Source organism: Advenella kashmirensis W13003 (genome assembly GCF_000506985.1).
Classification (GTDB): Bacteria; Pseudomonadota; Gammaproteobacteria; order Burkholderiales; family Burkholderiaceae_B; genus Advenella; species Advenella kashmirensis_A.
Window position 1 is genome coordinate 2,164,438 of the sequence record NZ_KI650979.1, and the last position, 22,898, is coordinate 2,187,335.

The 22,898-nt window shown below is 58.1% G+C and carries 14 protein-coding genes; 12 read left to right on the forward strand and 2 right to left on the reverse strand.

The window, feature by feature from the left end:
• Positions 1–4: 4 nt before the first annotated feature.
• The 6 genes from tssK to dctP all read left to right on the forward strand — a co-directional run bounded on the left by tssK (position 5) and on the right by dctP (position 11,116).
• On the forward strand, positions 5–1,348 hold the full coding sequence (gene tssK / locus W822_RS33900; protein ID WP_024005083.1) for a type VI secretion system baseplate subunit TssK: 1,344 nt from the start codon (positions 5–7) through the stop codon (positions 1,346–1,348).
• Positions 1,349–1,350: 2 nt separating this feature from the next.
• A complete protein-coding gene (locus tag W822_RS33905) occupies positions 1,351–2,664 on the forward strand; it encodes a DotU family type VI secretion system protein (RefSeq protein WP_024005084.1) in 1,314 nt (437 codons plus the stop codon).
• Positions 2,661–6,272, forward strand: a complete 3,612-nt coding sequence (gene tssM / locus W822_RS33910; RefSeq protein ID WP_024005085.1) for a type VI secretion system membrane subunit TssM — start codon at positions 2,661–2,663, stop codon at positions 6,270–6,272. The genes W822_RS33905 and tssM overlap by 4 nt, the downstream gene beginning before the upstream one ends.
• Positions 6,273–6,275: 3 nt before the next feature.
• Positions 6,276–7,019, forward strand: a complete 744-nt coding sequence (gene tagF, locus W822_RS33915; RefSeq protein WP_031242650.1) for a type VI secretion system-associated protein TagF — start codon at positions 6,276–6,278, stop codon at positions 7,017–7,019.
• Between the two features lie 62 nt (positions 7,020–7,081).
• Positions 7,082–9,922: a protein kinase family protein gene (locus W822_RS45840; protein ID WP_024005087.1), complete on the forward strand. Its 2,841-nt coding sequence runs from the start codon at positions 7,082–7,084 to the stop codon at positions 9,920–9,922.
• A 42-nt stretch (positions 9,923–9,964) separates the two neighbouring features.
• On the forward strand, positions 9,965–11,116 hold the full coding sequence (dctP, locus tag W822_RS33920; RefSeq protein ID WP_024005088.1) for a TRAP transporter substrate-binding protein DctP: 1,152 nt from the start codon (positions 9,965–9,967) through the stop codon (positions 11,114–11,116).
• Between the two features lie 72 nt (positions 11,117–11,188).
• Here dctP and putA read toward each other — a convergent pair whose 3' ends face one another.
• On the reverse strand, positions 11,189–15,013 hold the full coding sequence (gene putA, locus W822_RS33925; RefSeq protein WP_024005089.1) for a trifunctional transcriptional regulator/proline dehydrogenase/L-glutamate gamma-semialdehyde dehydrogenase: 3,825 nt from the start codon (positions 15,011–15,013) through the stop codon (positions 11,189–11,191).
• A gap of 224 nt (positions 15,014–15,237) precedes the next feature.
• A complete protein-coding gene (gene ubiA / locus W822_RS33930) occupies positions 15,238–16,152 on the reverse strand; it encodes a 4-hydroxybenzoate octaprenyltransferase (protein WP_024005090.1) in 915 nt (304 codons plus the stop codon).
• Between the two features lie 194 nt (positions 16,153–16,346).
• Between ubiA and W822_RS33935 the strand changes: the two genes are divergently transcribed.
• The 6 genes from W822_RS33935 (at position 16,347) to W822_RS33960 (ending at position 22,787) form a co-directional block, all read left to right on the forward strand.
• Positions 16,347–16,862, forward strand: a complete 516-nt coding sequence (locus W822_RS33935; protein WP_024005091.1) for a GAF domain-containing protein — start codon at positions 16,347–16,349, stop codon at positions 16,860–16,862.
• An 88-nt stretch (positions 16,863–16,950) separates the two neighbouring features.
• Complete coding sequence (locus tag W822_RS33940) at positions 16,951–18,252, forward strand: putative Na+/H+ antiporter (protein WP_024005092.1); 1,302 nt, start codon at positions 16,951–16,953, stop codon at positions 18,250–18,252.
• Positions 18,253–18,338: 86 nt separating this feature from the next.
• Positions 18,339–18,671, forward strand: coding sequence for an FmdB family zinc ribbon protein (locus W822_RS33945; RefSeq protein ID WP_024005093.1), 333 nt, complete (start codon positions 18,339–18,341; stop codon positions 18,669–18,671).
• Positions 18,672–18,759: 88 nt separating this feature from the next.
• Positions 18,760–20,553, forward strand: coding sequence for an aspartate--tRNA ligase (gene aspS / locus W822_RS33950; protein WP_024005094.1), 1,794 nt, complete (start codon positions 18,760–18,762; stop codon positions 20,551–20,553).
• Positions 20,554–20,811: 258 nt separating this feature from the next.
• Positions 20,812–21,609, forward strand: a complete 798-nt coding sequence (locus tag W822_RS33955; RefSeq protein WP_024005095.1) for a 3-hydroxybutyrate dehydrogenase — start codon at positions 20,812–20,814, stop codon at positions 21,607–21,609.
• Positions 21,610–21,617: 8 nt separating this feature from the next.
• The gene (locus W822_RS33960; protein ID WP_034279557.1) at positions 21,618–22,787 is read left to right on the forward strand and encodes a DUF3734 domain-containing protein; all 1,170 of its coding nucleotides are present in this window, start codon (positions 21,618–21,620) and stop codon (positions 22,785–22,787) included.
• Positions 22,788–22,898 lie beyond the last annotated feature (111 nt).

Below are 22,898 nucleotides of genomic sequence, written 5' to 3' on the forward strand. Positions count from 1 at the left end.
TTTTATGAGCATAAAAGATAAAGTAGTCTGGTCCGAGGGCATGTTTCTGCGTCCTCATCATTTTCAGCAGTTTGAACGGTTCCTGGAACACAATCTGCGTGTACGCATTGAAAGTATTTCAAGTGTGTTCTGGGGGTTTCATGACCTGGATATTGATATCGATGCCCTGGGCTTGGGCAAGATCGCTCTGAAAAAGGCGACAGGCCTGTTTCCTGACGGTACGCCATTCAGTTTTGACGGAGAATCGGCTCCCTACGCGCTGGAAGTGCCTGCCGGTACGCTCGATAAACGGGTGTACCTGGCCGTCCCGCGCGTTCGCGAGGGTGCGGAAGATGTGGTCTTTGAAGACACGGCCGACTCGCTGGCCCGATACTCGGTGACTGAAGAAGAGGTGGTCGACACCTGTGAAGTCTCGCTGGGCACGGCGGTCGTGCAGGTGGGCAAACTGCGTTTTCGCCTGATGCTCGAATCGGATTTCGGCGACGAATGGATCGGCATGCCGCTGGCCTGGATTACCGAGCGCAGTGCAGACAACAAGGTCGTGCTTGACTTCAATTACATTGCACCGGTGTTGTCCAGCCATGTGAGCTTCGCTCTCACCGGTTTTGTCAGAGAACTGTTCGGTCTGCTGAATGCCCGCAGCGAACTGCTGGCGACCCGTCTGAATCAGCCCGGCCGTGGCGGTGTGTCCGAGGTGTCCGAGTTCCTGATACTGGAAACCATCAATCGCTATCGCGGTGCCGTGTGGCATATGATGACCATGGGCAATCTGCATCCGGAACGTATTTTTCATGACTTTCTGATGCTGGCCAGTGATCTGGCCACCTTTACGGGCACCGGCAAGCGCATGGAATCGTTCCCGGATTATGTTCACGATAATCTGCGTCTGAGCTTTGAACCGCTGATGCAGGTGTTGCGACGCGCCCTGACCACGATTCTGGAAGAACAGGCCATTCGCATCCCGCTGCATGACAAGGGCCAGGGACTGCAGGTGGGGCAGATTACCGACAGACATTTGCTGCAATCCGCCGACTTTATTCTGGCGGTTCATGCCGATATGCCGGCAGAGCTCACGCGTACCCGTTTTCCGGCACAGGTCAAGCTGGGGCCGGTAGAGCGTATTCGTGACCTGGTGCATTTGCAGTTGCCCGGCGTGTCCCTCAAGCCGGTCACCAACGTGCCGCGCCAGTTGCCGTACAGTGCGGGGCATATTTATTTTTCTCTGGAAAAAACCGGCGATATGTGGACGCAACTGGAGCGAACCGGCGCGCTCGCGCTTCACCTGGCCGGCGACTTTCCGGGGCTGACCCTGGAATTCTGGGCAGTCAGAGAGGATCGGGATAAGTAAAAATGGCAGAAAATTATGCGGGGACACCGGTAGGTCCCTGGGCAGCAGCCAGTGCTGCACCGGAAACCGGCAAATTGCGTCCCGACGATTACGTCATCAGCGGATCCAACAACCTGGTCGCCGCCGCCAATCCGTTGCTGGTGCTGATTCCGCAAATCCGCAATACCCGTTCGCACCCATCGCCCACCCAGCTGCGTGAGCATCTGGTCGATGAGATCCGCCAGTTTGAATTGCGCGCGCAGCATGCGGGCATCCGCAACGAGACGATCCTGGGCGCGCGCTATTGTCTGTGCACGGCATTGGACGAGGCGGCTGCACTCACGCCCTGGGGCGGAGGCGGCATGTGGTCGGCCAACAGCCTGCTGGTGACCTTTCACAACGAAACCTGGGGGGGTGAGAAATTCTTCCAGTTGCTGGCCAAACTGTCGCAGAACCCGGCCCAGCATATTGATTTGCTGGAACTGCTTTACTACTGCCTGGTGCTCGGTTTCGAAGGCCGCTATCGCGTGGTGGACAACGGCCGTTCGCAGCTGGAAACCCTGCGCCAACGCTTGCTGCTGATTCTGCGCAACGCGCGTGGCCAATACGCAGCAGCGCTTTCTCCGCACTGGCAGGATGCACCTATCCTGAACAAAGTCCGACGCCTGCCGATTCCCTTGTGGGTCTTCGCCGTCCTGGCCGCTGCGCTGGGCTTTCTGTCTTTTCTGGGTCTGCAATGGAGCCTGGGTGACCGCTCGGACAAGTTGTTTGCCGATGTCATCAAGGTCAAGCCGCCCACGGTGCAAATCAGCGCACCGCAGACCCGGCGGGAGCCGGTCAAAACAGACCGGATTGCGCCGTTTCTGGCGCCCGAAATTCGTGAGAATCTGCTTACCGTGCGTGATGAGTCCGATCGCAGCGTGATCGTGCTGCGCGGCGACGGGCTGTTCGAGTCGGGCGCCGACGGTATTCGTTCGCAGTACCTGCCCGTGCTGTCGAGGGTGGCCGATGCCTTGAACGCCGTCAAGGGTAATATTCTGGTGACCGGATACAGCGACAATGTGCCGATTAAAACGATCAAATATCCGTCCAACTGGGAGCTGTCCCAGGCGCGCGCCGATGCGGTCAAAAAGCTGCTGGATGCCCGCCTGACCGATAAGTTCCGGGTGCGTGCGGAAGGGCGCGGCGAAGCCGACCCGGTCGCGCCAAACGATACCGCTGAAAACAGAGCGCGCAATCGACGCGTGGAGATCACCTTGCTTGTTTCACCTGTGGTGCCGGGCGCGTCTGCGCCGCCTGATCCGTCTGCCATGCCCGAGCGGGGGGCGAACCCATGATCAGTCGCTTCTTCAGCTTTCTTTTCAGTCGTGGCCTGTGGGTGTTTCTTGGCCTGCTCGTTATTTCATTTTTGATCTGGACCGTTGGCCCCAGTCTGTCGATCAATAATTTGTATTTGCTCGATTCCCAGGAAGTGCGCTTGTGGGTCATCGGCACGATCTGGGCCATCTGGCTGTTGCGGATTATCTGGCGCAAGTGGCGCGAAGGACGGCTCAACGCCCAGTTGCTGGGGCAGTTGCGCAAGCCCCGGCCTGAAGCGGAACTCAAGGAGTTGCCCGAGGCGGAACGTGCCGAACTGAAGGTCTTGTCCGAACGTTTTGATGAAGCCATCACGCTGCTGCGCAACTCGCGCTTTGAGGCCAGCGAAACAAAATCGCCACTGGCGCGCTTTTCCAAACAGTATCTGTATCAGCTGCCCTGGTATGTTTTTATTGGTGCGCCTGGTTCGGGCAAAACCACGGCGCTGGTCAATTCAGGATTGAACTTCCCGCTGGCGGACCGCTTCGGCAAGGTGGCGCTCAAAGGGATCGGCGGTACCCGCAACTGTGACTGGTGGTTCACCGACGAAGCCGTGCTGCTGGATACGGCAGGGCGTTATACCACGCATGAAAGCGATCCGACCGGCGATGAGCAGGAGTGGAAGGGCTTTCTGAATCTGCTGACCAAATACCGCGGACGTCAGCCGATCAACGGGGTCATGCTGACAATCAGTGTGGCGGACCTGCTGAGCGCGAGCGATACCGAAAGGGTGGCCCACGCCGCGGTGTTGCGTCGACGGTTGCAGGAGTTGCGCGAAGAGCTGGGTATTCAGTTTCCGGTATATGTGCTGGTGACCAAGACCGATTTGCTGTCGGGTTTCGAAGAGTATTTTGCCAGCTTCACCCGCCAGGATCTGGATCAGGTTTGGGGGTTTACGATCCCGTACGAACAGGCGCAGCAGCCCGATTTCAAACTGATGAACGCCTACGACACCGAGTACGAACTGCTGCAGACACGGCTATATGAAGCGTTGCCGGACGTGCTGGCGGCCGAGCCGGATGATAATCGGCGGGCGCTGGCCTATTTGTTGCCGCAGCAGTTTGCCGGCTTGCGCCAGGTGCTGGGTCATTTCCTGAGCGATGTGTTCTCCAGTTCCAAGTTTGAGTCGGTTGTGATTCCGCGTGGCATCTATTTCACCAGCGGCACGCAGGGCGGCCAGCCTTTTGACAAGGTCACGGGGCAGCTCAAGAAATATCTGAAAATCGAAGGCATCCGGGATCAGGGGTCCATGGTGCCGCTGGAATCAGGCAAAAGCTTTTTTCTGCACAATTTGCTCAAGGATGTGGTGTTCCCGGAAGCGGCGCTGGCCGGGCTCAATCTGAAATGGGAGCGGCGCTATCGCACCATTCAGTGGAGCGGCTATGTGTTGCTGACGGCGATCCTGGCCGTATGCCTTCTGGTGTGGCTCAACAGTTACCGGAACAATCGCAATTACCTGAGCTACGTGGGTGACAAGCTGCCGGACTATAATCAGTTGAGCCGGGATATCAAGATCACGGAATCGGGCGATGTATTGGGATTGGTGCCGTTTATGAACGCCACGACCGCCTTGCCTGATGGGGAAGACTTCCCGGTCGGGGACCCGCCGGTCTGGAATACATTTGGCCTGTATCAGGGCAGCAAAATAGCGGCTGCGGCCAACAGTATTTACGATGAGACGCTCAAGCAGGTGCTGCTGCCGCAGGTGTCGCGCCGTATCGAGAATGCACTGGAAAATGCCCCGCCCGATGATCTTGAGTATTCCTACGAGGCACTGCGAGCCTATCTGATGATGTACGACGCAGGCCATTATGATCCGTCGTTCCTGCAATCGTGGGTGCTGTCGGATATGCAGAAAATTCTGCCTGCCGGCTACACCACACAGGATTATGACCAGCTCAAGATGCATATCAATCGGCTGTTCAATAATGGCGTGGTGTCTTCTCCTTTCCCCAAAAACGATAACCTGATCGAGCGGGTGCGCGGCCAGCTGGATCGTCACGCGCTTGCGGAACGGGTCTACAGTCGCATGTTGCGTTTGCTGTCGGGGCAGAATCTGACGCAAAGCACGTTCATTACACTGGGCGGGGCTGAAGCGTCCACGGTTTTTTTTCGCAAAAGCGGCAAGCCGCTCAATGAAGGCATTCCTGGGTTATACACCTACAATGGCTACTGGAATGTGTTCAGCAAGAACGTGGAAAACGTAGCGACCCAGTTGCGTGAAGATGATACCTGGGTACTGGAAGTGAAGGCCGGCAGTTTTGCGGACGGCAGCAACCGCAAGTTGCTGGAAGACGTAAAAAAAAGATACTTTGACGACTACGTCCAGTATTGGGACAACTATCTGGCAGATGTGTCTGTACGCAAGCCGCAGACGCTCCTGCAAAGCATAGAAATCGCGCGCAGCCTGTCCTCATCGAATTCACCACTGGTGAAGTTTGTAAAAGGGGTGGCGCTGGAAACCACATTGCTGCGCGAGGATGAGCAGAACCAGCGTTCACTGATCGATCGCGCGCGGGAACGGGTGACCGGTTCTGCCCAGTCGCTCGAATCCATGTTCGGCGCAACAGGTATCGATAATCCGATTCGCAGGGATGCGACCGAAGAGAAGCTGGAAAAAATCGTCGATAATCATTTTGTATCCTATCGCGAACTGGCCCGCAGCGCGGGGCAGGGCGTGCCGCCGCCCATCGAAGGCACCACAGGCCTGCTCAATGAACTGTATACCTATCTGACGGCTGCCGATACGGCCCTGCGCAGCCAGAGCCCGCTGCCGCCGGCCGATGTCCTGACCAAGTTGCAGGCCGAGTCCGGCCGCGTGCCTCCGGCCGTCGGCGGGGTGCTGACGGACCTGTCTGTCACCGCCTCGCGGCAGGTCGCTGGCGTGCGTCAGGAAAAAGTGGGCGAAGACGTCAATGCAGTGCTGGGTAATTTTTGCCGGCGTTCGATTGCCGGTCGCTACCCGTTCGGCAATTCGTCCAGGGACGTGGCGCCCAACGATTTTGCACGCTTTTTCGGCCCCCAGCAAATGATGGATCAGTTTTTCCGTGAGAACCTGGCCAGCCTGGTGGATATGAGTGGCGGCCAATGGCGCTTCAAACCGGGCATTGATGGCAACAAGGGCGGGGTCGCGCAATTTCTGGATTCCTTCGAGAAGGCTGCTGTGATTCGTGATGTGTATTTTGCCGCAGGCAAGATGGAGCCGTCTTTCAAAGTGGCCGTGCGTCCGATTGATATGGATCCCGAAATCACCCAGATGACCATGGAGGTCGATGGACAGACACTGACCTATGCTCATGGCCCGCAAGTGGGTGTGACCATGGAATGGCCCGGCAAACAGGGCAGCAATCAAGTCAGTATCAACCTGCAGCCGCAGATTGGAACATCGGGTATTTCGGCGTCCGGTCCGTGGGCATTGAACCGGCTGCTTGATCGCGCCAGCCAGCGCCAGGGCCGCTCGCCCGAGGTTACTGTGGCCACATTCAATATCGGCGGGCGTCGCGTTACGCTGGAGTTTGCCGCCTATTCGGCCAAGAGCCCGTTCCGGCTGTCCGATATGCGCAGCTTCAGATGTCCGGGGAGGGGCTAGGACATGGGCGAAATCAGTATTGATCAACTTTCCGAATCGCTGGGCTGGTATGGAAAAATGCCTGCCAGCGGCGATTTTGTCCACCGCCGTCTCAATCAGGATTTGATCGGCTGGTGGCATCGCTGGATCAGTTCGGGGCTGGTGGCTTTGCACGAGTCGGTGCTGCTGTCGGCCGAGCAGGAATACCTGAGTGCACCGATCTGGAATTTTCTGATTCCGGCATCACTGGGGTCCGGCCAGGTGCAGATGGGGTGCCTGGCGCCCAGCCGCGACAGGGTCGGGCGTGTTTACCCTCTGCTATCGGTATTGTCGGTCTCGCCAGCGCAGTACGAAGCACAACTGGTGGCCGGTTCCGGCCGGTTCTATGAACACCTGGGTCGCAGCCTGCTTGCGGCGGTGGGCCATGGGTGCTCGGCGGCGCAGTTCGAGCAGAATATCCAGGGCGCCCGCGGCACGCTGACACAGATGCTGACCCGTGCCTCGACGCAAATGGCGGACGACGATGGCAGCAGCGATATTCTGGATATCCTGAACGGCGGGCATGACACGCCGCCGCTGGAAAAACTGGACCAGAACGATTCGCGCTGGCCGGAGCTTGCACTGTGTTTTAACAGTGATGCGCATAATAGTTATTGGTGGACCAACCAGGCCAACGGCGCAGCGCAGAAATCACTGGTGCATGGCGGTGCGCTCAATATCACGCTGTTCAATTCGCTGTTCGTAACGCATACCAACTTCAGTCTCTAGCTTCTTAACGATGAATGCATGTGATTCATGCATTTGACAAGCCCGGCATAGGAAACAACATCATGGCGACTTCGATTCAGGATCTTACCCGCAACGCCGATCCCTCCTGGCAATCCCTGGACCAATCCGGCCTGTTCAAAGGGGCCGTGACGCAGGGCCAACTGGAAGACCTGGTGCTGGACCTGCTGCCCCAATTGAAGGCGTTGCACGCACAGCAACGTATTTACGCGGTCTGGTCCGCGCAAACGGTTTTTCTTGATCCGGTCGGTCGCGCCCAATTGCTGCCGGGTATTGCACAGCCCTTTGTCAAACAGAATGCGCCAATTGTATCGGGCACCGAGCCGTTTGCTGCCATTGAGTTGCAAACGGACGATGCCGCCTGGCGAGTGGGGCCCTGGACGGATGTCTACGGCCTGGGTACGTTGTTGCGTACACTGATTACCGGACAGACGCCACAAAGTCCCGTACGCCGGTTCGTGAAAGATACTCAGGAGCCGCTGGCGGCGACAGCACCGGCTGGCTATTCGCGCCAGTTCCTGCGTGCCGTGGATTTGAGTTGCGTATTGCAATCGGCGTTGCGTCTGCAGACAGTGGACGAAATGGCTGCGATGATGGGGCTGTCGGCCGCCAGCGCAGGTCCTGCTGGTGCAGGTACAGCAACGCATGCCCCAGCTGTGGGCGCGGGTGCGGCGTTTGCTGCTGCCACGCAGCTGCCGCAAGGGGGGCAACAGGCTGCGGCCGAACAGGCGCGCAGGGATGATGAAGAAGCGCGTCGACAGGAAGAGGTACGCCGCCAGGAAGCCGCGGCAAAAGAGGAAGCGGCGCGGGCAGAACAAGCCCGCCAGGAACAGGCTCGAACCGACGCGGCCAAAGAGGAAGCAGCCAGGGCAGAGGCGGATAGGGCGGAAGCCGCCAGAGCAGAGGCAGTCAGAGCAGAGGCAGCCAAAGCAGAAGCAGCCAAAGCAGAAGCAGCCAAAGCAGAAGCAGCCAAAGCAGAAGCAGCCAAAGCAGAAGCAGCTAGGGCCGAAACCGCCAGAGCAGAGGCCGCCAGAGCAGAACAACAGGCCAGGGTCGAAGCGGAACGGCAAGCACAGTTGCGGGCAGAACAGCAAAAAGCGGACGCCGCCAGGGCCGCGCAGTCTCAGCAGACGAGCGAACAGCGGCAGGATGAACATGAACGGGCCCGACTGGCTGCCGCCGGCGCCGCAGCGGCGGCTGGTGTTGCCGCAGGCGCGCATCAAGGGGCAGGGCAAGTCAACCCGGCTCAGGCAGCGCCCGTGCCAGCAGGCGGCAAAAACACTGCCGCTGCGTCTGATGCCCAGTCTCAACCGGCTACCTCGGCCGACTCGGCACAAAGCAGCCCTCCGGTTCCTGTCGACCAGAGCACAGGCGGATCACCGCCGCCGTCTTCTGATGGTCAGGCGGGAGTCCCTGCCACGCCACCGGAAGACAAAAAACGTGCGCCCGTCTTGCTGATTGCCGTGGTGCTGGCAGCCGTGGCCGCTGGAGCGTATTTCGGCTTTGGCGGATCAAATACCGAACAGAACACGGCACCTGTGTCGGCTGACAGCACTCAGCCTGCAGCACCGGCAGGTGCAGGCACGGCGGCCGACAAACCGGCGGATGCCGGGGACCAGGGCAGCGACACAGCTGCGAACACCAGCGCTACGCCGTCTTCGGATGCGACAACCAATGCCACAGGCTCAGCGCAAAGCGCACCATCGTCAAATAGTGCCGGCGATGCTGCACCGTCGACCACGGGCGCGGGTACGGAATCGTCTTCTCCCACAACAAGTCAGAACGAGGCCTCATCAGTTGCGGCCCCCGCGATGGATAACCCTGACGCGAGTGCCAACGGTGCTCAGGCTGAGTCAGGATCCGGTACCCAGGCCGATGCAGGCACACCCGGCGCTGTAACACCTGGTGCTGAAACAAGTGCAGCTTCTTCGGCGACAGGTGCCAGCCCGATGCCGGGTATGGAAAGCGCCCCTGCGACCTCAGGGCAGGAGAACCGGCCTGCAGAGGGTACAGGTTCAGGCGTGACTGCGGATCCGGCCAATCCTGCTGCCAATGCACAGGCAGCGGCCGAGCAGGCACGTCGCGAAGCGGAAGCGCAACGCATCGAAGCGGCGACCAAAGCAGAAGAAGCCCGTCTGGCGGCCCAAAGCCAGCAGCAGGCCCCTTCAACTGCACCATCAAACACAACTACAACTACAACCGCAACCACGCCTGACGCTACCGGCACTTCTGCACCAGCACAAACGCCGGCACCGTCCGCCGAATCAGGACGCACCACCACGTTCGCGGAACAGGCCAACGCTGACGCTGCCGACAGCAGTGCGCCTGCCGGTCAGGCCCCGAATTCAGCTATTTCGGGTGAAGCGGCAGTGCCGACCAATCAGGCCGCCACGGGCGCGGCCGCATCGGCGACAGGATCCATGGCCGCTGCCGCTGCCGGAGCCGACAGCAACGCACCCGCAGGTAATGCGCCTGCCGCGCCCAGCGCGGCCCAATCCACTGAGTTGAATGCCGCTGATGCGGCCCGTGAAGAAGATGCCACCCAACAGGCGCGGGAGCAGGCCGCTCTGGAAAAGGCCCGGCAGGAAGACGCGCGTCTGAAAAAAGAGCGTGAGCGTCGGCGCGCTGCGGAGGCACGGGCAGAACGAAGTGCCGGCGCCAGCACCCGCAGTTCGACAAGGGGAACAGTCTCGTTTGTGATTCGCCCCTGGGGCAATGTATTCATCAACGGTCGTTCGCGCGGCGCCAGTCCGCCGTTTCGCAGTCTGCAACTGGCCCCGGGTACCTATAATGTGATGATTACAAACGGAGATTTACCGCGTTATGTCCGGGTGATTACCGTCAAGGCAGGTGAAAATATCACTGTCGTGCACCAATTCCAGTAACATGTAAGGTACGATCAATCACTCATAACGGATATTCACGGAATGAAAACGGCGGTACTGTGCAGGATATTTCTTCCCGGGGCCTGTGCGGCAGCGGCTTTGCTGCTGCATGCTCCTGTTGCCAAGGCACAAAGCGCGGGAGGATACAAGGCAGAGTATTCGCTATCTTTTGTGTCCGATGAACGCATCGCCATCGGGCGGGCCGCCAAGCGCTGGCGCGAACTGGTCATGGAAAAAACCGAAGGCCGGGTGAATATCCGCATGTACCCGAACGCGTCCCTGGTCAAGGGCGAACAGACTCGTGAGGCAACTGCCGTACGTCAGGGCGTAGCCGATATGGCGGTGGCCTCGGCAAGCAACTGGTCCAGCCAGTTCCGTGCCTTATCTATTTTCTCCTTGCCGTTTTTTGTCCCCGATATGAATGGCACGGCCGCGCTTATCCGCGGCGATGTCGGTAAAGTGATCCGTGAGAATATGGACAAAGCCGGTATCGTGCCGCTGGCGTGGGGGTCTTCGGGCTACCGCCAGTTGAGCAACGCGCTGCGCCCGGTGCAGGCGCCGGCCGATCTCAAGGGCATGCGGATCCGGGTGATCGGCCTGCCGCAGTTCATGGATTTTTTCAAGGCGCTGGGAGCGGAGCCGGTGCAGATGAACCTGACCGGGCTGCCCGATGCGTTGCAGAAAAAAGCCATTGACGGGCAGGACAACCCGCTTTCTGTTTACACCGGTTTCAAATTCAATGAAATGGGCCAGAAATTCCTGACGATCTGGGATTATCCAGCTGACCCCATTTTTATTGCGGTCAACAAGAACGTGTGGAACAACTGGTCTCGCGCGGATCAGCAGCAGGTGCGCGAAGCGGCCGAACAGGCCATCAGCGAAACAGCGCCGATTCCCACTGCCCAGGCGGCCGGCCAGGCGGTCGATAGCATGGTGGGTGAACTGAGCAAAGCTGGTGTCCAGGTCACGCGTTTGACCAATGAACAGAAGGCTGCATTCAAAAATGCGAGCGCCGGTGTTGTCCAGGCCTGGTCGGACAGAATCGGGCAGGATCTGATCGACATGGCCAACGCAGACATCAAGCGTGGACCTAACTTGCCACCCACCAGCGACCCGGCGGCCGCTCCCGCCTCGGCCGTACCTGCCTCACCCAATCCGAACCCGCCTGCCGACGCAAACGCCGCGCCGCAATAGCGTCCCCTGAAGGCAATATCCAAAAAAAAGGGATATCAGCTTCCTGATATCCCTCGCATCATTTATGACGCTTTACGCGATCGTCATCAGGCTGGCGTTGCCGCCGGCAGCGGCGGTGTTGGTACTGATACTCTGTTCATGCACCAGGCCGCTGATGGCGTAACGCTGCCCCTGGACAATTTCATCGGTCTGCAGGCCCTGGGCGATCACAATCGGTCCCTTTTTACCTGCCAGTTGCAGATTCAATTGACGCAGAGTGTCGCCATCACCTTCAAACAGCGCAGCGTCAAACGCCGCCTCGGCAATCCGCTCTTCCGCAAGGTATTCAACCCGTTGCCGCTGGTCGACCGTCAGGGCAGATCCGGTCCAGTCACGAACCGAAGGCGCATCCACAAACAGCGCACGGTTGCCGGTTTCGAGAATCTGCTCCAGTTGCAGGCGCGCCCCTTCGGCCGATGCAGGCCAGGCCAGCACGGTGCCGCGTGGCACGAGACGATACACATTGGTTTCACCGGTCGGACCGGGCAACACGGTGCCGGCAGGATTCAGACCAGGCAGATCAATGCCGCGCGGCATATCGTCGTTGCCCTGAGACAGCAGGCGATACAGATAGAGCGGGCCGCCTGCCTTGGGACCGGTGCCCGACAGGCCCTGTCCGCCAAAGGGCTGCACGCCGACCACAGCGCCCACGATATTGCGATTGACATAAATATTGCCGGCGTGGATACGATCGCTCACATAGGCAATCGTTTCATCGATTCGCGAATGAATCCCGAAGGTCAGCCCGTAGCCCGTTGCGTTGATTTTATCGATCAGCGCATCCAGCTCCTGCCGCTTGTAGCGCACGACGTGCAGGACCGGGCCAAAGACCTCGCGTTCCAGTTCGCTGATGTCATTGAGTTCGATCAGGGCAGGGGATACGAAGGTACCGTTTTCCGTGGTCCGGTCCAGGGCTAGTTGTTCTACCGCATGGCCTGACTGGCGCATTTTGAGAATGTGACGCTCGATGATCTGGCGCGCCGATGCATCAATGACGGGGCCGACGTCCGTAGACAGCAGATCGGGACAGCCAACGGACAACTCCTTCATGGCGCCCTTGATCATATTCAGAACGTGATCGGCCGCATCTTCCTGGATGCACAGGATACGCAAGGCGGAACAGCGCTGCCCGGCCGAGTCGAAAGCGGAATTGAGCACATCGTAGACCACCTGTTCGGCCAGTGCAGATGAATCCACGATCAGGGCATTCTGGCCACCGGTTTCGGCGATCAGGGGAATCGGGTGACCATGATTGTCCAGGCGACCTGCCAGCTTGCCGGCAATGATGCGGGCCACTTCGGTCGAGCCTGTGAACATCACGCCGCGGATATCAGGGTGAGACACCAACTGGTCGCCGACGGTCTCGCCATCGCCCGGAACCAGTTGGACCGCTTCTTTGGGAATACCGGCTTCGTGCAGAATGGCCACGGCCTGCGCCGCAATCAGCGGCGTCTGCTCGGCCGGCTTGGCCAGTACGGTATTGCCCGCAGCCAACGCCGCGCTGACCTGTCCGGTGAAAATGGCCAGGGGGAAGTTCCAGGGGCTGATACACAGTATCGGTCCCAGCGGACGGTGGCGATCTTCATTGAAGTTGTCTTCGATCTGGTCTGCGTAGTACCGCAGAAAATCGACCGCTTCGCGCACTTCGGCAATGGCATTGGGCAGGGATTTGCCGGCTTCGCGCACAATCAAACCCAGCAGCGGCTGCATGCGCGCTTCCAGAAGCTGGGCGGCGCGACGCAGGGCACGCGCACGATCTTCGATGGGGGTGGCCTGCCAGATGGGTGCCATGGTGGTGGCTGCGGCCACGGCTTGCGCCACGTCCTCGTCGCTGGCTTCGATGACTTCGCCAACCACGTCCCGATGGTCGGCCGGATTAAGCATGGGTTTACGGCGGCTCGCGTTGCTTTGGTCTTTGTCAGCCTCGTACAGGGTCGGGGCGGCATGCCAGGGTTCGCTGGCGCCATTGAGCAGTGCGGCGGCAAGCGAACCCAGGCGGTGTTCGTTGCTCAGGTCAATGCCGCTGGAATTGCGTCTGCCGGGCTCACCGTTCACGCTGTACAAATCGCGTGGAAGCGGAATTTTTTCGTGAGGAGCGCCCAGTGGTGTAATGGCGCTGGCTACCTCAATGGGATTGGCAACCAGGGTGTTGATATCAATATTTTCGTCGCCAATCTGGTTCACAAAAGACGTGTTGGCGCCGTTTTCCAGCAAACGCCGCACCAGATAGGCCAGCAGCGTTTCATGGGTACCCACGGGCGCATAGATCCGGCAGGGGCGGTTCAGTTTTTTGCTGCCAACCACTTCGGAATAGAGGGGTTCGCCCATGCCGTGCAGGCACTGGAATTCGTACTGCCCTGGATAGTAATTGTTGCCGGCCAGATGATAAATGGCAGCCAGAGTTTGCGCGTTGTGGGTGGCAAATTGTGGATAGACGGCATCAGGCGCAGCCAGCAGCTTGCGTGCGCAGGCCAGGTAGGATACGTCGGTATAGACCTTGCGGGTATAGACGGGATACCCTTCAAGCCCGTCCAGCTGGGCCCGTTTGATTTCCGTATCCCAGTAGGCCCCCTTGACCAGTCGGACCATCAGGCGGTGGCGCGTGCGGCGACCCAGGTCGATCACATAGTCAATGACGAAGGGGGCGCGTTTCTGGTAAGCCTGGATAACAAAACCAATGCCGTTCCAGCCTTCAAATTCGCGCGTGGCGCACAAGGCTTCGAGCAAATCCAGCGAGAGTTCCAGGCGGTCGGCCTCTTCAGCGTCAATATTGATGCCGACATCGTAAGAGCGGGCCAGCCGGGTCAGTGCGACCAGGCGCGGCAGCAACTCGCCAATGACGCGATCGCGCTGGGCGCGCGCGTAGCGGGGGTGCAAGGCGGACAGTTTGATGGAGATGCCCGGCCCCTCGTAAATGCCGCGTCCGCCCGAGGCCTTGCCGATGGCGTGAATAGCCTGTTCGTAGGATTCATAGTAGCGTTGCGCATCGGCGGCCGTCGTTGCGGCTTCGCCCAGCATATCGTAGCTGTAGCGGAAGCCTTCGGCTTCGAATTTGCGGCTGTTGGCCAGGGCCGAAGAGATGGATTGGCCGGACACAAACTGCTCGCCCATCATACGCATGGCCATATTGACGCCCTGGCGGATCAGGGGCTCGCCGCCTTTTGCAATCATGCGGGTCAGGGCTTTTGACAGGTTTTGTTCGCTGTTGACTGCGACCAGCTTGCCGGTGAGCATCAGCCCCCAGGTGGCGGCGTTGACGAACAGGGAAGGCGAACTGCCCATATGGGATTTCCAGTCGCCGTGGCTGATTTTGTCACGGATAAGGGCATCGCGGGTGGCCCGGTCGGGAATGCGCAGCAATGCTTCGGCCAAACACATAAGTGCCACGCCTTCCTGGCTGGACAGGGCAAATTCCTGGATCAGGCTTTCCACGCCGCCGCCGGGGCTTTTGTCTTTCAGGGACTTGACCAGCTTCAGGGCGAGTTCGCGCGTCTGTTCAGGCTTGGCCAGCGTTGCTTGCTCCAGCAGCAACGGCACGCATTCCTGTTCGGGGCGGCGATAAGCTGAGGTAATTGCTGCGCGCAGCACCGACTGCGGCTGGACGTCCTGTCCGAATTCGTAGAAGGGCGGCTTGAGATTGTCCGCCGGATAAGTCACTGCTCCCTCGCTGTCGGTGGTGCCGGGTGTCAGGTGACGCAGCTCGTCGGGCGTCAGGCCGCGCTCGATCTGCTCCAGATAGGTGATCAGCGCCTGCTTGTGCAGCCAGTGCGGCGTACAGTTCAGTTTGTCGGCGTGAAATTGAAGGCGGTTTTTCAGGTCGGTATCGACCTTGATTCCAAGCGTGGTAGTGGTAGCCATATGCAACTCAAGTCAGTTCGGATGAATGACGCTGAGCGTACCGAAATCACGGGAAAAATAATATTAGGGTTAACCCTTTAAAAATTAGTTAACCATCAGATTATTTAGATTATTTTTGCGTTTTTTCAAATAAGAATGCAGGGTTAACCCAAATATCCCAATGTGCGTTCTCGGGCGTGGAGTGCATATTGGCTTGTTGTACTTCCGGGTTAGTCCGGTGCTGATTACAGTAGTGTTCCGCCAAGCGAGCCGGCGACCAGCAGCAGGCCGGTCCAGATGTTGGCGCGAAACAGCGCAAAGCTGTGTCCCGGTTTCTGAATGTCAAATGTGGCAAGCTGCCAGTAGAAATGGGCGGCAATCGCTGCCATGAACAGATAGTATAGCCAGTTGAATCCCAGCATGATGCCGGGGACGGTCCAGAGTACGATGGTCGCAACATAGAACCCGATAAGCCAGGTCAGCCCCTGGTCCCGAAAGCGCAGGGCGGTGGAGCGCAAGCCCAGTTGTTCATCGTCTTTCATATCGGTGTAGGCGTAAATGGTGTCGTAACCGATTTGCCAAGTGACCGCCCCCATCCACATGAGTACCGCCGCCAGCGGCACGGTATTGGTGGTGTCGGACCAGGCCATCAGCATACCCCAATTGAACGCGATGCCCAATACCAGTTGCGGCCAGTAGGTGAAGCGCTTGCACAGAGGGTAGATAAACACCAGCGGCACCAGTGCCACGGCGAGCCAGCGGCTGTAGCTGTTGATGAAAAACAGCAGCAGGGCCGCAACAAATAATTGCGCAAAGAGGAAGATGAACGCCTGTTTCAGTGTTATCTGGCCGCTGGTCAGGGGCCTGAAGCGGGTACGCTCGACATGTTTATCGAAATTGCGGTCACATATGTCATTGATGGTGCAGCCCACGCTGCGCATCAGGAGGGCTCCCAGGCAGAACACGACAAACCGCAAAAGCGCAGGCACGCCATGTTGCGCCTGAATAAGCGCGGCAATGCACGGCAGCAGCGTGAGCCAGGTGCCGACGGGCCGGTCCAGGCGGCACAGCCGTGCATAAGGTCGCCAGGATGCGGGTAAATGGTGTTCTACCCAGTCATTATGGCGAATGTCATTAAGATCGGTGTTCGGGCTCGACATGGTCTGTGCTGATCGGCGCGCGAGGGCGCTTCGGGTGAATGTGAAAAAGGGATTTTAAAGGTTTTGCTGCGCTTTTGTCGCCACAAGGGCCGCGGCGGCGCCGAACCGGACCATTTCCGCCGCGGTGGTGATGGTTTTTCCTGCACTGGCGCTGGTTTTGGCTACAATCGCTTCTCAACTCTTTCAGATTATCTATGTTCAATTTCGAACCTACACGCACTTTTGAGTCGCCTGCAGCCATGTATGAGACCCTGGTTTCCCAGGCCCGTTCGCTCTTTGACGGGGAGCCGGACCGGATCGCTAATGCGGCCAATCTGGCCGCGCTGGTCTATCATCAGGTGCCTGATCTGAACTGGGCCGGGTTTTATTTTCATGATGGTCACGAGCTGGTGCTGGGGCCTTTTCAGGGGCAGATTGCCTGCGTTCGCATTGCGATGGGCAAGGGCGTATGCGGAACTGCTGCGGCGACCAGAGAAGTTCAGCTTGTGCCCGATGTGTTCGCGTTTCCAGGTCATATTGCCTGCGATGCGGCATCTCGTTCCGAAATTGTGGTCCCGCTGGTGAAGAATGACCGGCTGATCGGGGTGTGGGATGTGGATAGTCCCAATCCGGATCGTTTCACACAGGCAGACAAGGTCGGGATGCAGGCGCTTTGCCAGGCATGGCTGGATGCCTGCGGCAATGTCGCTGCGCCAGGGTCGCACAGATAAACCCTTACATGCCGGTGTTTCGATTGAAATCGGCCACGGGTTGTCCTTAAAATCCCTCATTTCCGTTCGTTACAAATAAAGGACAATAATGCCGGATCAGATTGAATTGATCGCAACGGTACTGTTTGCGATTGCCATTGTGCACACCTTTTCGGTGCCGTTTTTTGCCAAACGTGCGCATCAGGGCGGCCCGCATTCAGGCTTGTGGCATGCATTTTCCGAAGTGGAGGCCGTGTTCGGCCTGTGGGCGGCGATTCTGATCATATTCATGGGCGTGACGGGCGGGCTCGATAGTGCGGTCAAGTACATGGACAGCCGCAACTTCACGGAGCCGCTGTTTGTCTTTGCCATCATGGTGGTGGCTGCCAGCCGGCCCATTCTGGTGCTGGTGGGCACGGTGGTGCGGTTTCTGGCGCGCGTGGTGCCGCTGCCGACGTCGATTGCGACCTTTTTGCTGACACTGACGCTGGTGCCTCTGGCGGGTTCCTTTATTACCGAGCCGGCAGCAATGACGCTGGCCGCGCTGTTGCTCAAGCGGGCGTTTTTTGATCACAGCAGTCATACCCGCTTCAAATATATGGCCGTGGGCGTGCTGTTCGTCAATATTTCCATTGGTGGCGTGCTGACTTCGTATGCCGCGCCTCCGGTGCTGATGGTCGCTCATTCCTTCGGCTGGGATACCGTCTATATGGCCACGCATTTTGGCTGGAAAGCGGCGCTGGCGGTGGTGATCAATGCGGGCGTGCTGACCTTTCTGATGCGCCATGAGCTGTTGCTTGCCAGCCAGCATGCGCGTGAGCAAGAGCAAAATCAGGATCAGGCACGCGCGCCCGTACCCTGGATTGTAATCCTCATCCACTTGGTGTTTCTTGGCAGCATCGTCGTGTTTGCACATCATCCGGCCATTTTCATCGGACTGATGATGCTGTTTGTGGGCTATTGCACCGCCTACGAACAGTATCAGGACAAGCTGATGATCAAGGAAGCGCTGATGGTGGCGTTCTTTCTGGCCGGGCTGATCGTGCTGGGCGGCATGCAGCAGTGGTGGTTGCAGGACCTGCTGGCGGGTCTGTCGCCTACGTTGCTGTATTGGGGCGCCACGGCTTTGACGGCGATTACCGATAACGCGGCACTGACCTATCTGGGGTCACTGGTCGAAGGCACCAACGAGGTCTGGCGCTATATGCTGGTGGCCGGGGCGGTGACCGGCGGCGGCTTGACGGTGATTGCCAATGCGCCCAATCCGGCCGGATTTTCCATTCTCAAAGGGTGTTTCCCGGACGAGGCCATCTCGCCCAAATATCTGTTTCTGGCAGCACTGATCCCTACGCTGGTCGCCGCAGCCATGTTTTTGCTCCCGGTGCAACTTCTGGGAAATACAGGGGTTTAAATTGCGATAAAATAAGGGGTTAATTTGGGGATACGTGCCGGTTTAGGGAACACGTTCCTTTTCACCCTGTTTTTTGCGAGTTCGTTGTGCCTATTTATGCATATAAATGCAGCGCCTGCGGCCATGCCAAGGATGTGCTGCAAAAAATGTCGGATGCACCGCTTTCCACCTGTCCCGAATGCGGACAGGATACGTTTTCCAAGCAAGTGACTGCGGCTGGTTTTCAGCTCAAGGGGTCGGGCTGGTATGTGACCGATTTCCGTGGCGGCAATAATGGTGCTTCCAGCGGGGCGAGCAAAACCGGCAGCGGTGATGCAGCCGGATCGGGCAATTCAGCTTCCACATCAGATACCACGGCCAAGCCGGCAGCGCCTGCGGCAACATCGTCGGGCGCCGCTTCAGAAGGCAGCGCGGCCTGAGTCCATGTGCCGCCAAGGCAGTGCGGCCCGGGTCGGGCTGTGCTGTTCAGCATTTACACACACGTCAAAAGAATTTCGGAGCATTTTCATGCGTACCTGCTATACCGGTCAAGTCAGCCTTGACCAGCTGGATCAAACTGTCACCCTTTTTGGTTGGGTGCACCGTCGCCGCGACCACGGTGGCGTCATCTTCATTGATCTGCGCGATCGCGAAGGCATTGCTCAGATCGTTTTCGATCCCGATAACGAGCAGGCCTTTGCCACGGCAGAGGAAATCCGCAATGAATACTGCATCCGCGTAACCGGCCTGGTGCGCCGTCGTCCCGAAGGAACGTCCAACAAGGAACTGGTGTCGGGCGAGATCGAAGTGCTGTGTCGCGAGGTCGAAGTCCTGAACGCCTCGGTCACGCCGCCGTTCCAGCTGGATGACGAAAATCTGTCGGAAACGACCCGTTTGACGCACCGCGTCCTGGATCTGCGCCGTCCGCAAATGCAACGCAACCTGATGCTGCGCTATCGGGTGTCTATTGAAGTACGCAAATATCTGGATGGCCTGGGTTTCATTGACATTGAAACCCCCATGCTGACCAAAAGTACGCCTGAAGGCGCTCGTGATTACCTGGTTCCTTCGCGCGTGCATGACGGCCAGTTTTTTGCCTTGCCGCAGTCTCCGCAACTGTTTAAGCAAATGCTGATGGTGGCCGGTTTTGATCGTTACTACCAGATCGTCAAATGTTTCCGCGACGAAGATCTGCGCGCTGATCGTCAGCCTGAATTTACCCAGATCGATTGCGAAACCTCATTCCTGAACGAAGAGCAGATCCGTGAAATCTTTGAAGGCATGGTGCGCCATGTCTTCAAAGCGGTGCAGAATGTTGAGCTGGATGCGCGTTTTGCGATCATGAGTTGGGATGAAGCCATGCTGCGCTTTGGCTCCGACAAGCCTGACCTGCGTGTCAAGCTGGAGTTCACCGAGCTGACCGACGTCATGAAAGACGTAGACTTCAAGGTGTTTGCTTCCGCTGCAGCTCAACCGGGCGGGCGCGTTGTCGCCTTGCGCGTACCGGGCGGCGCCGAGCTATCACGCAAAGAAATCGATGATTACACCCAGTTCGTCAGCATCTACGGTGCCAAGGGACTGGCCTGGATCAAGGTCAATGACCCAGCCAAGGGACGCGAAGGCTTGCAGTCGCCTATCGTGAAAAACCTGCACGACGCAGCCATTGCCGAAATTTTGCGGCGTACGGACGCGGCCGCCGGCGATATTATTTTCTTTGGCGCCGACAAGGCCAAAATTGTCAACGACGCGATTGGCGCCCTGCGTGTCAAGCTGGGTCACAGTGATTTTGCCAAATCCAAAGGATTGTTCGAAGACAGCTGGAAACCGCTGTGGGTGGTGGATTTCCCCATGTTCGAATACGATGAACAGGAAGGCCGTTATTTCGCCGCGCATCATCCGTTTACCAGCCCGAAAGACGGGCACGAGGATTTCCTCACGTCCGATCCGTCCAAAGCCTATGCCAAGGCTTACGATCTGGTGCTCAATGGCTGGGAAATCGGGGGCGGCTCCGTTCGTATCCACCGCGAAGAAGTGCAAAGCAAGGTCTTCCGCGCGCTGAACATCAGCGACGAAGAAGCCCGCGCCAAATTCGGCTTCCTGCTGGACGCGCTGCAATATGGCGCGCCACCGCATGGCGGATTGGCCCTGGGCCTGGATCGTCTGGTTACCATGATGGCCGGTGCCGAATCCATCCGTGATGTGATTGCTTTCCCGAAAACACAACGGGCACAGTGTCTGCTGACACAGGCGCCATCGCCTGTCGACGAAAAGCAATTGCGTGAATTGCATATCCGGTTGCGTAACAAAACAGTCGTCGAATAAGCCGGTAAAGAAACCGGTACCGCCACAATGAACTGCACCTCCAAAGGTTGGGCTATGAGTCCGGCTCTTGGAGGTGCAGTTTTTTTATGGCCGATTTCCACTCGTTCCGACAACCGTCACGGTGTAGTCAGGTAAGCGAGACTATAATTTTGCTATTGCGCTGTACAGATCCTATTTCTTCTATACCAAAGCATGTGGCCCCAAAACACGTGCCTTTGGGAATAATCCTCTGTTCATTGACATTTCAGGAGAGACGTTATGACAACCGAAGTACAAACATCGCTGGCCGGCAAAGTTGCGCTGGTGACCGGCGCGGCCAGCGGGCTGGGCAAAGAAATCGCCGAAACATATGCGAAAGCCGGTGCCGCTGTAGGTATTGCTGACCTGAACCTGGATGGCGCCAACAAGGTTGCTGAACAAATCAATGCGGCAGGGGGCAAGGCTTTTGGCATTGCCATGGATGTGACCGACGAAGCGCAGGTCAACAAGGGTGTGGATGATCTGGTTGCCAAATTCGGTGCACTGGATATTCTGGTGTCTAATGCCGGGATTCAAACCATCGAGTCCATCGATAAATTTGAATTTGCCAAGTGGAAGCAGATGCTGGCGATTCATCTGGACGGCGCTTTCCTGACCACCAAAGCGGCATTACAGCACATGTATAAAGCGAAAAAAGGGGTGGTGATCTATATGGGATCGGTCCATTCACATGAAGCGTCCAAGCTCAAGGCGCCCTATGTTACGGCAAAACATGGCCTGCTTGGTCTGGCGCGCGTGCTGGCCAAGGAGGGGGCGGCTCACAATGTGCGCTCACATGTCATCTGCCCGGGTTTTGTACGTACGCCGATCGTGGAAAAACAGATTCCCGAACAGGCTAAGGAGCTGGGCATCAGCGAAGAAGAGGTCGTCAAGAAAGTGATGCTGGCCGGCACGGTAGATGGTGAATTCACGACGCCGCAGGATATCGCCCAGACGGCACTCTTTCTGGCTGCGTTTCCCAACAACGCGCTTACTGGTCAATCGGTCGTGGTCAGCCACGGCTGGTTCATGCAGTAAGATCGACCATGGTTCAGTTGCCCGATTACGAGCGAATCGCACTGGTGTTGCAGGGCGGTGGCGCCCTGGGCGCCTACCAGGCCGGTGTCTTCGAAGGATTGCAGGAAGCCGGGATCGAACCCAACTGGATTTCCGGCATTTCCATCGGCGCCCTCAATACCGCCATTATTGCCGGTAATCCGCCGGCGCGGCGGGCCGAGAGGCTGCATGAGTTCTGGAATACGATTTGCCAGTCAAACAACGGGTTTGGCCTGTTTCCGTGGGTAGAGCAAAGCCTGTTCCGCTTCAATGATCTGACTCGCAGCAGTCTGTCGGCCCTGTATGGCATGTCGGCGATCATGGATGGACAGAACGGTTTCTTTACGCCGCGTTTCCCGCCCCCGTCGCTTTACATGAAAAGCAATGTTGAACAGGTCGGGTTTTATGATATGTCACCCTTGCGCGAGACGCTTGAGCGGCTCTGCGATTTTGATCTGATCAACAGCGGGCATCTGAATGTCTCAGTGGGAGCGGTCAACGTTCGCAACGGCAACTTTACCTATTTCTGCAACGAAAGACATCATCTGACGCCGGCGCATTTTATGGCCTCAGGCGCGCTGCCGCCGGCTTTTGCACCCGTGCAGATTGATGGCGAGTATTACTGGGATGGCGGCATTATGTCTAATACGCCGCTGGGCTATGTGCTGGATGCGGAAGTAAATGCCGATACGCTGGTTTTCCAGGTCGATCTGTGGAGCGCTCGCGGGCATTTGCCCGACAATATGCTGCAGGTGTATGACCGGGTCAAAGAAATCCAGTATTCAAGCCGCACAAGGCTGGTGACCAACCAGTGGGCGCGCATGCAGCGCATGCGCAATGTCATGGCCAAAGTGCTTGAGCAACTGCCCGACGAAAATGAACTGGACGCGGACACGCTGGAAATGGCCCGCGCCATCGCCGATAGCAAGCATTGCAATGTCATTCAGCTGATTTACCGCGATCGTGAATATGAATCCTACAACAAGGATTACCAGTTCGGCATGAGCGCCATGCGCGATCACTGGAAATCGGGACTCAAGGACATCCGCAATACGCTGTCACATCCCGACTATCTGGCCATGCCCGACAACGATATTTCATTTATGACGCACGATATCCATCGCGCGCAAAGCGAAGCCCGTCGTAAAAGGAAATTCTGAATCCGAGGGTGTGAGCGGGGTCGGCCGGGCGGGGCGTGCGCAACGACAGGATGCACACATCTGGAAAGTTTCCTCGTCCAAAGCTTCAGATAAACGCTTGAGCGCGTGTCG

What these genes read in the sequence shown, in the direction of transcription:
- ubiA (WP_024005090.1), bottom strand. Translation starts at nt 16,152, where the DNA reads ATGTCGAGCCCGAACACCGATCTTAATGACATTCGCCATAATGACTGG.
- W822_RS33905 (WP_024005084.1), top strand. Translation starts at nt 1,351, where the DNA reads ATGGCAGAAAATTATGCGGGGACACCGGTAGGTCCCTGGGCAGCAGCC.
- W822_RS33940 (WP_024005092.1), top strand. Translation starts at nt 16,951, where the DNA reads ATGCCGGATCAGATTGAATTGATCGCAACGGTACTGTTTGCGATTGCC.
- W822_RS33960 (WP_034279557.1), top strand. Translation starts at nt 21,618, where the DNA reads ATGGTTCAGTTGCCCGATTACGAGCGAATCGCACTGGTGTTGCAGGGC.
- tssK (WP_024005083.1), top strand. Translation starts at nt 5, where the DNA reads ATGAGCATAAAAGATAAAGTAGTCTGGTCCGAGGGCATGTTTCTGCGT.
- W822_RS33935 (WP_024005091.1), top strand. Translation starts at nt 16,347, where the DNA reads ATGTTCAATTTCGAACCTACACGCACTTTTGAGTCGCCTGCAGCCATG.
- aspS (WP_024005094.1), top strand. Translation starts at nt 18,760, where the DNA reads ATGCGTACCTGCTATACCGGTCAAGTCAGCCTTGACCAGCTGGATCAA.
- W822_RS45840 (WP_024005087.1), top strand. Translation starts at nt 7,082, where the DNA reads ATGGCGACTTCGATTCAGGATCTTACCCGCAACGCCGATCCCTCCTGG.
- tagF (WP_031242650.1), top strand. Translation starts at nt 6,276, where the DNA reads ATGGGCGAAATCAGTATTGATCAACTTTCCGAATCGCTGGGCTGGTAT.
- W822_RS33955 (WP_024005095.1), top strand. Translation starts at nt 20,812, where the DNA reads ATGACAACCGAAGTACAAACATCGCTGGCCGGCAAAGTTGCGCTGGTG.
- putA (WP_024005089.1), bottom strand. Translation starts at nt 15,013, where the DNA reads ATGGCTACCACTACCACGCTTGGAATCAAGGTCGATACCGACCTGAAA.
- tssM (WP_024005085.1), top strand. Translation starts at nt 2,661, where the DNA reads ATGATCAGTCGCTTCTTCAGCTTTCTTTTCAGTCGTGGCCTGTGGGTG.
- dctP (WP_024005088.1), top strand. Translation starts at nt 9,965, where the DNA reads ATGAAAACGGCGGTACTGTGCAGGATATTTCTTCCCGGGGCCTGTGCG.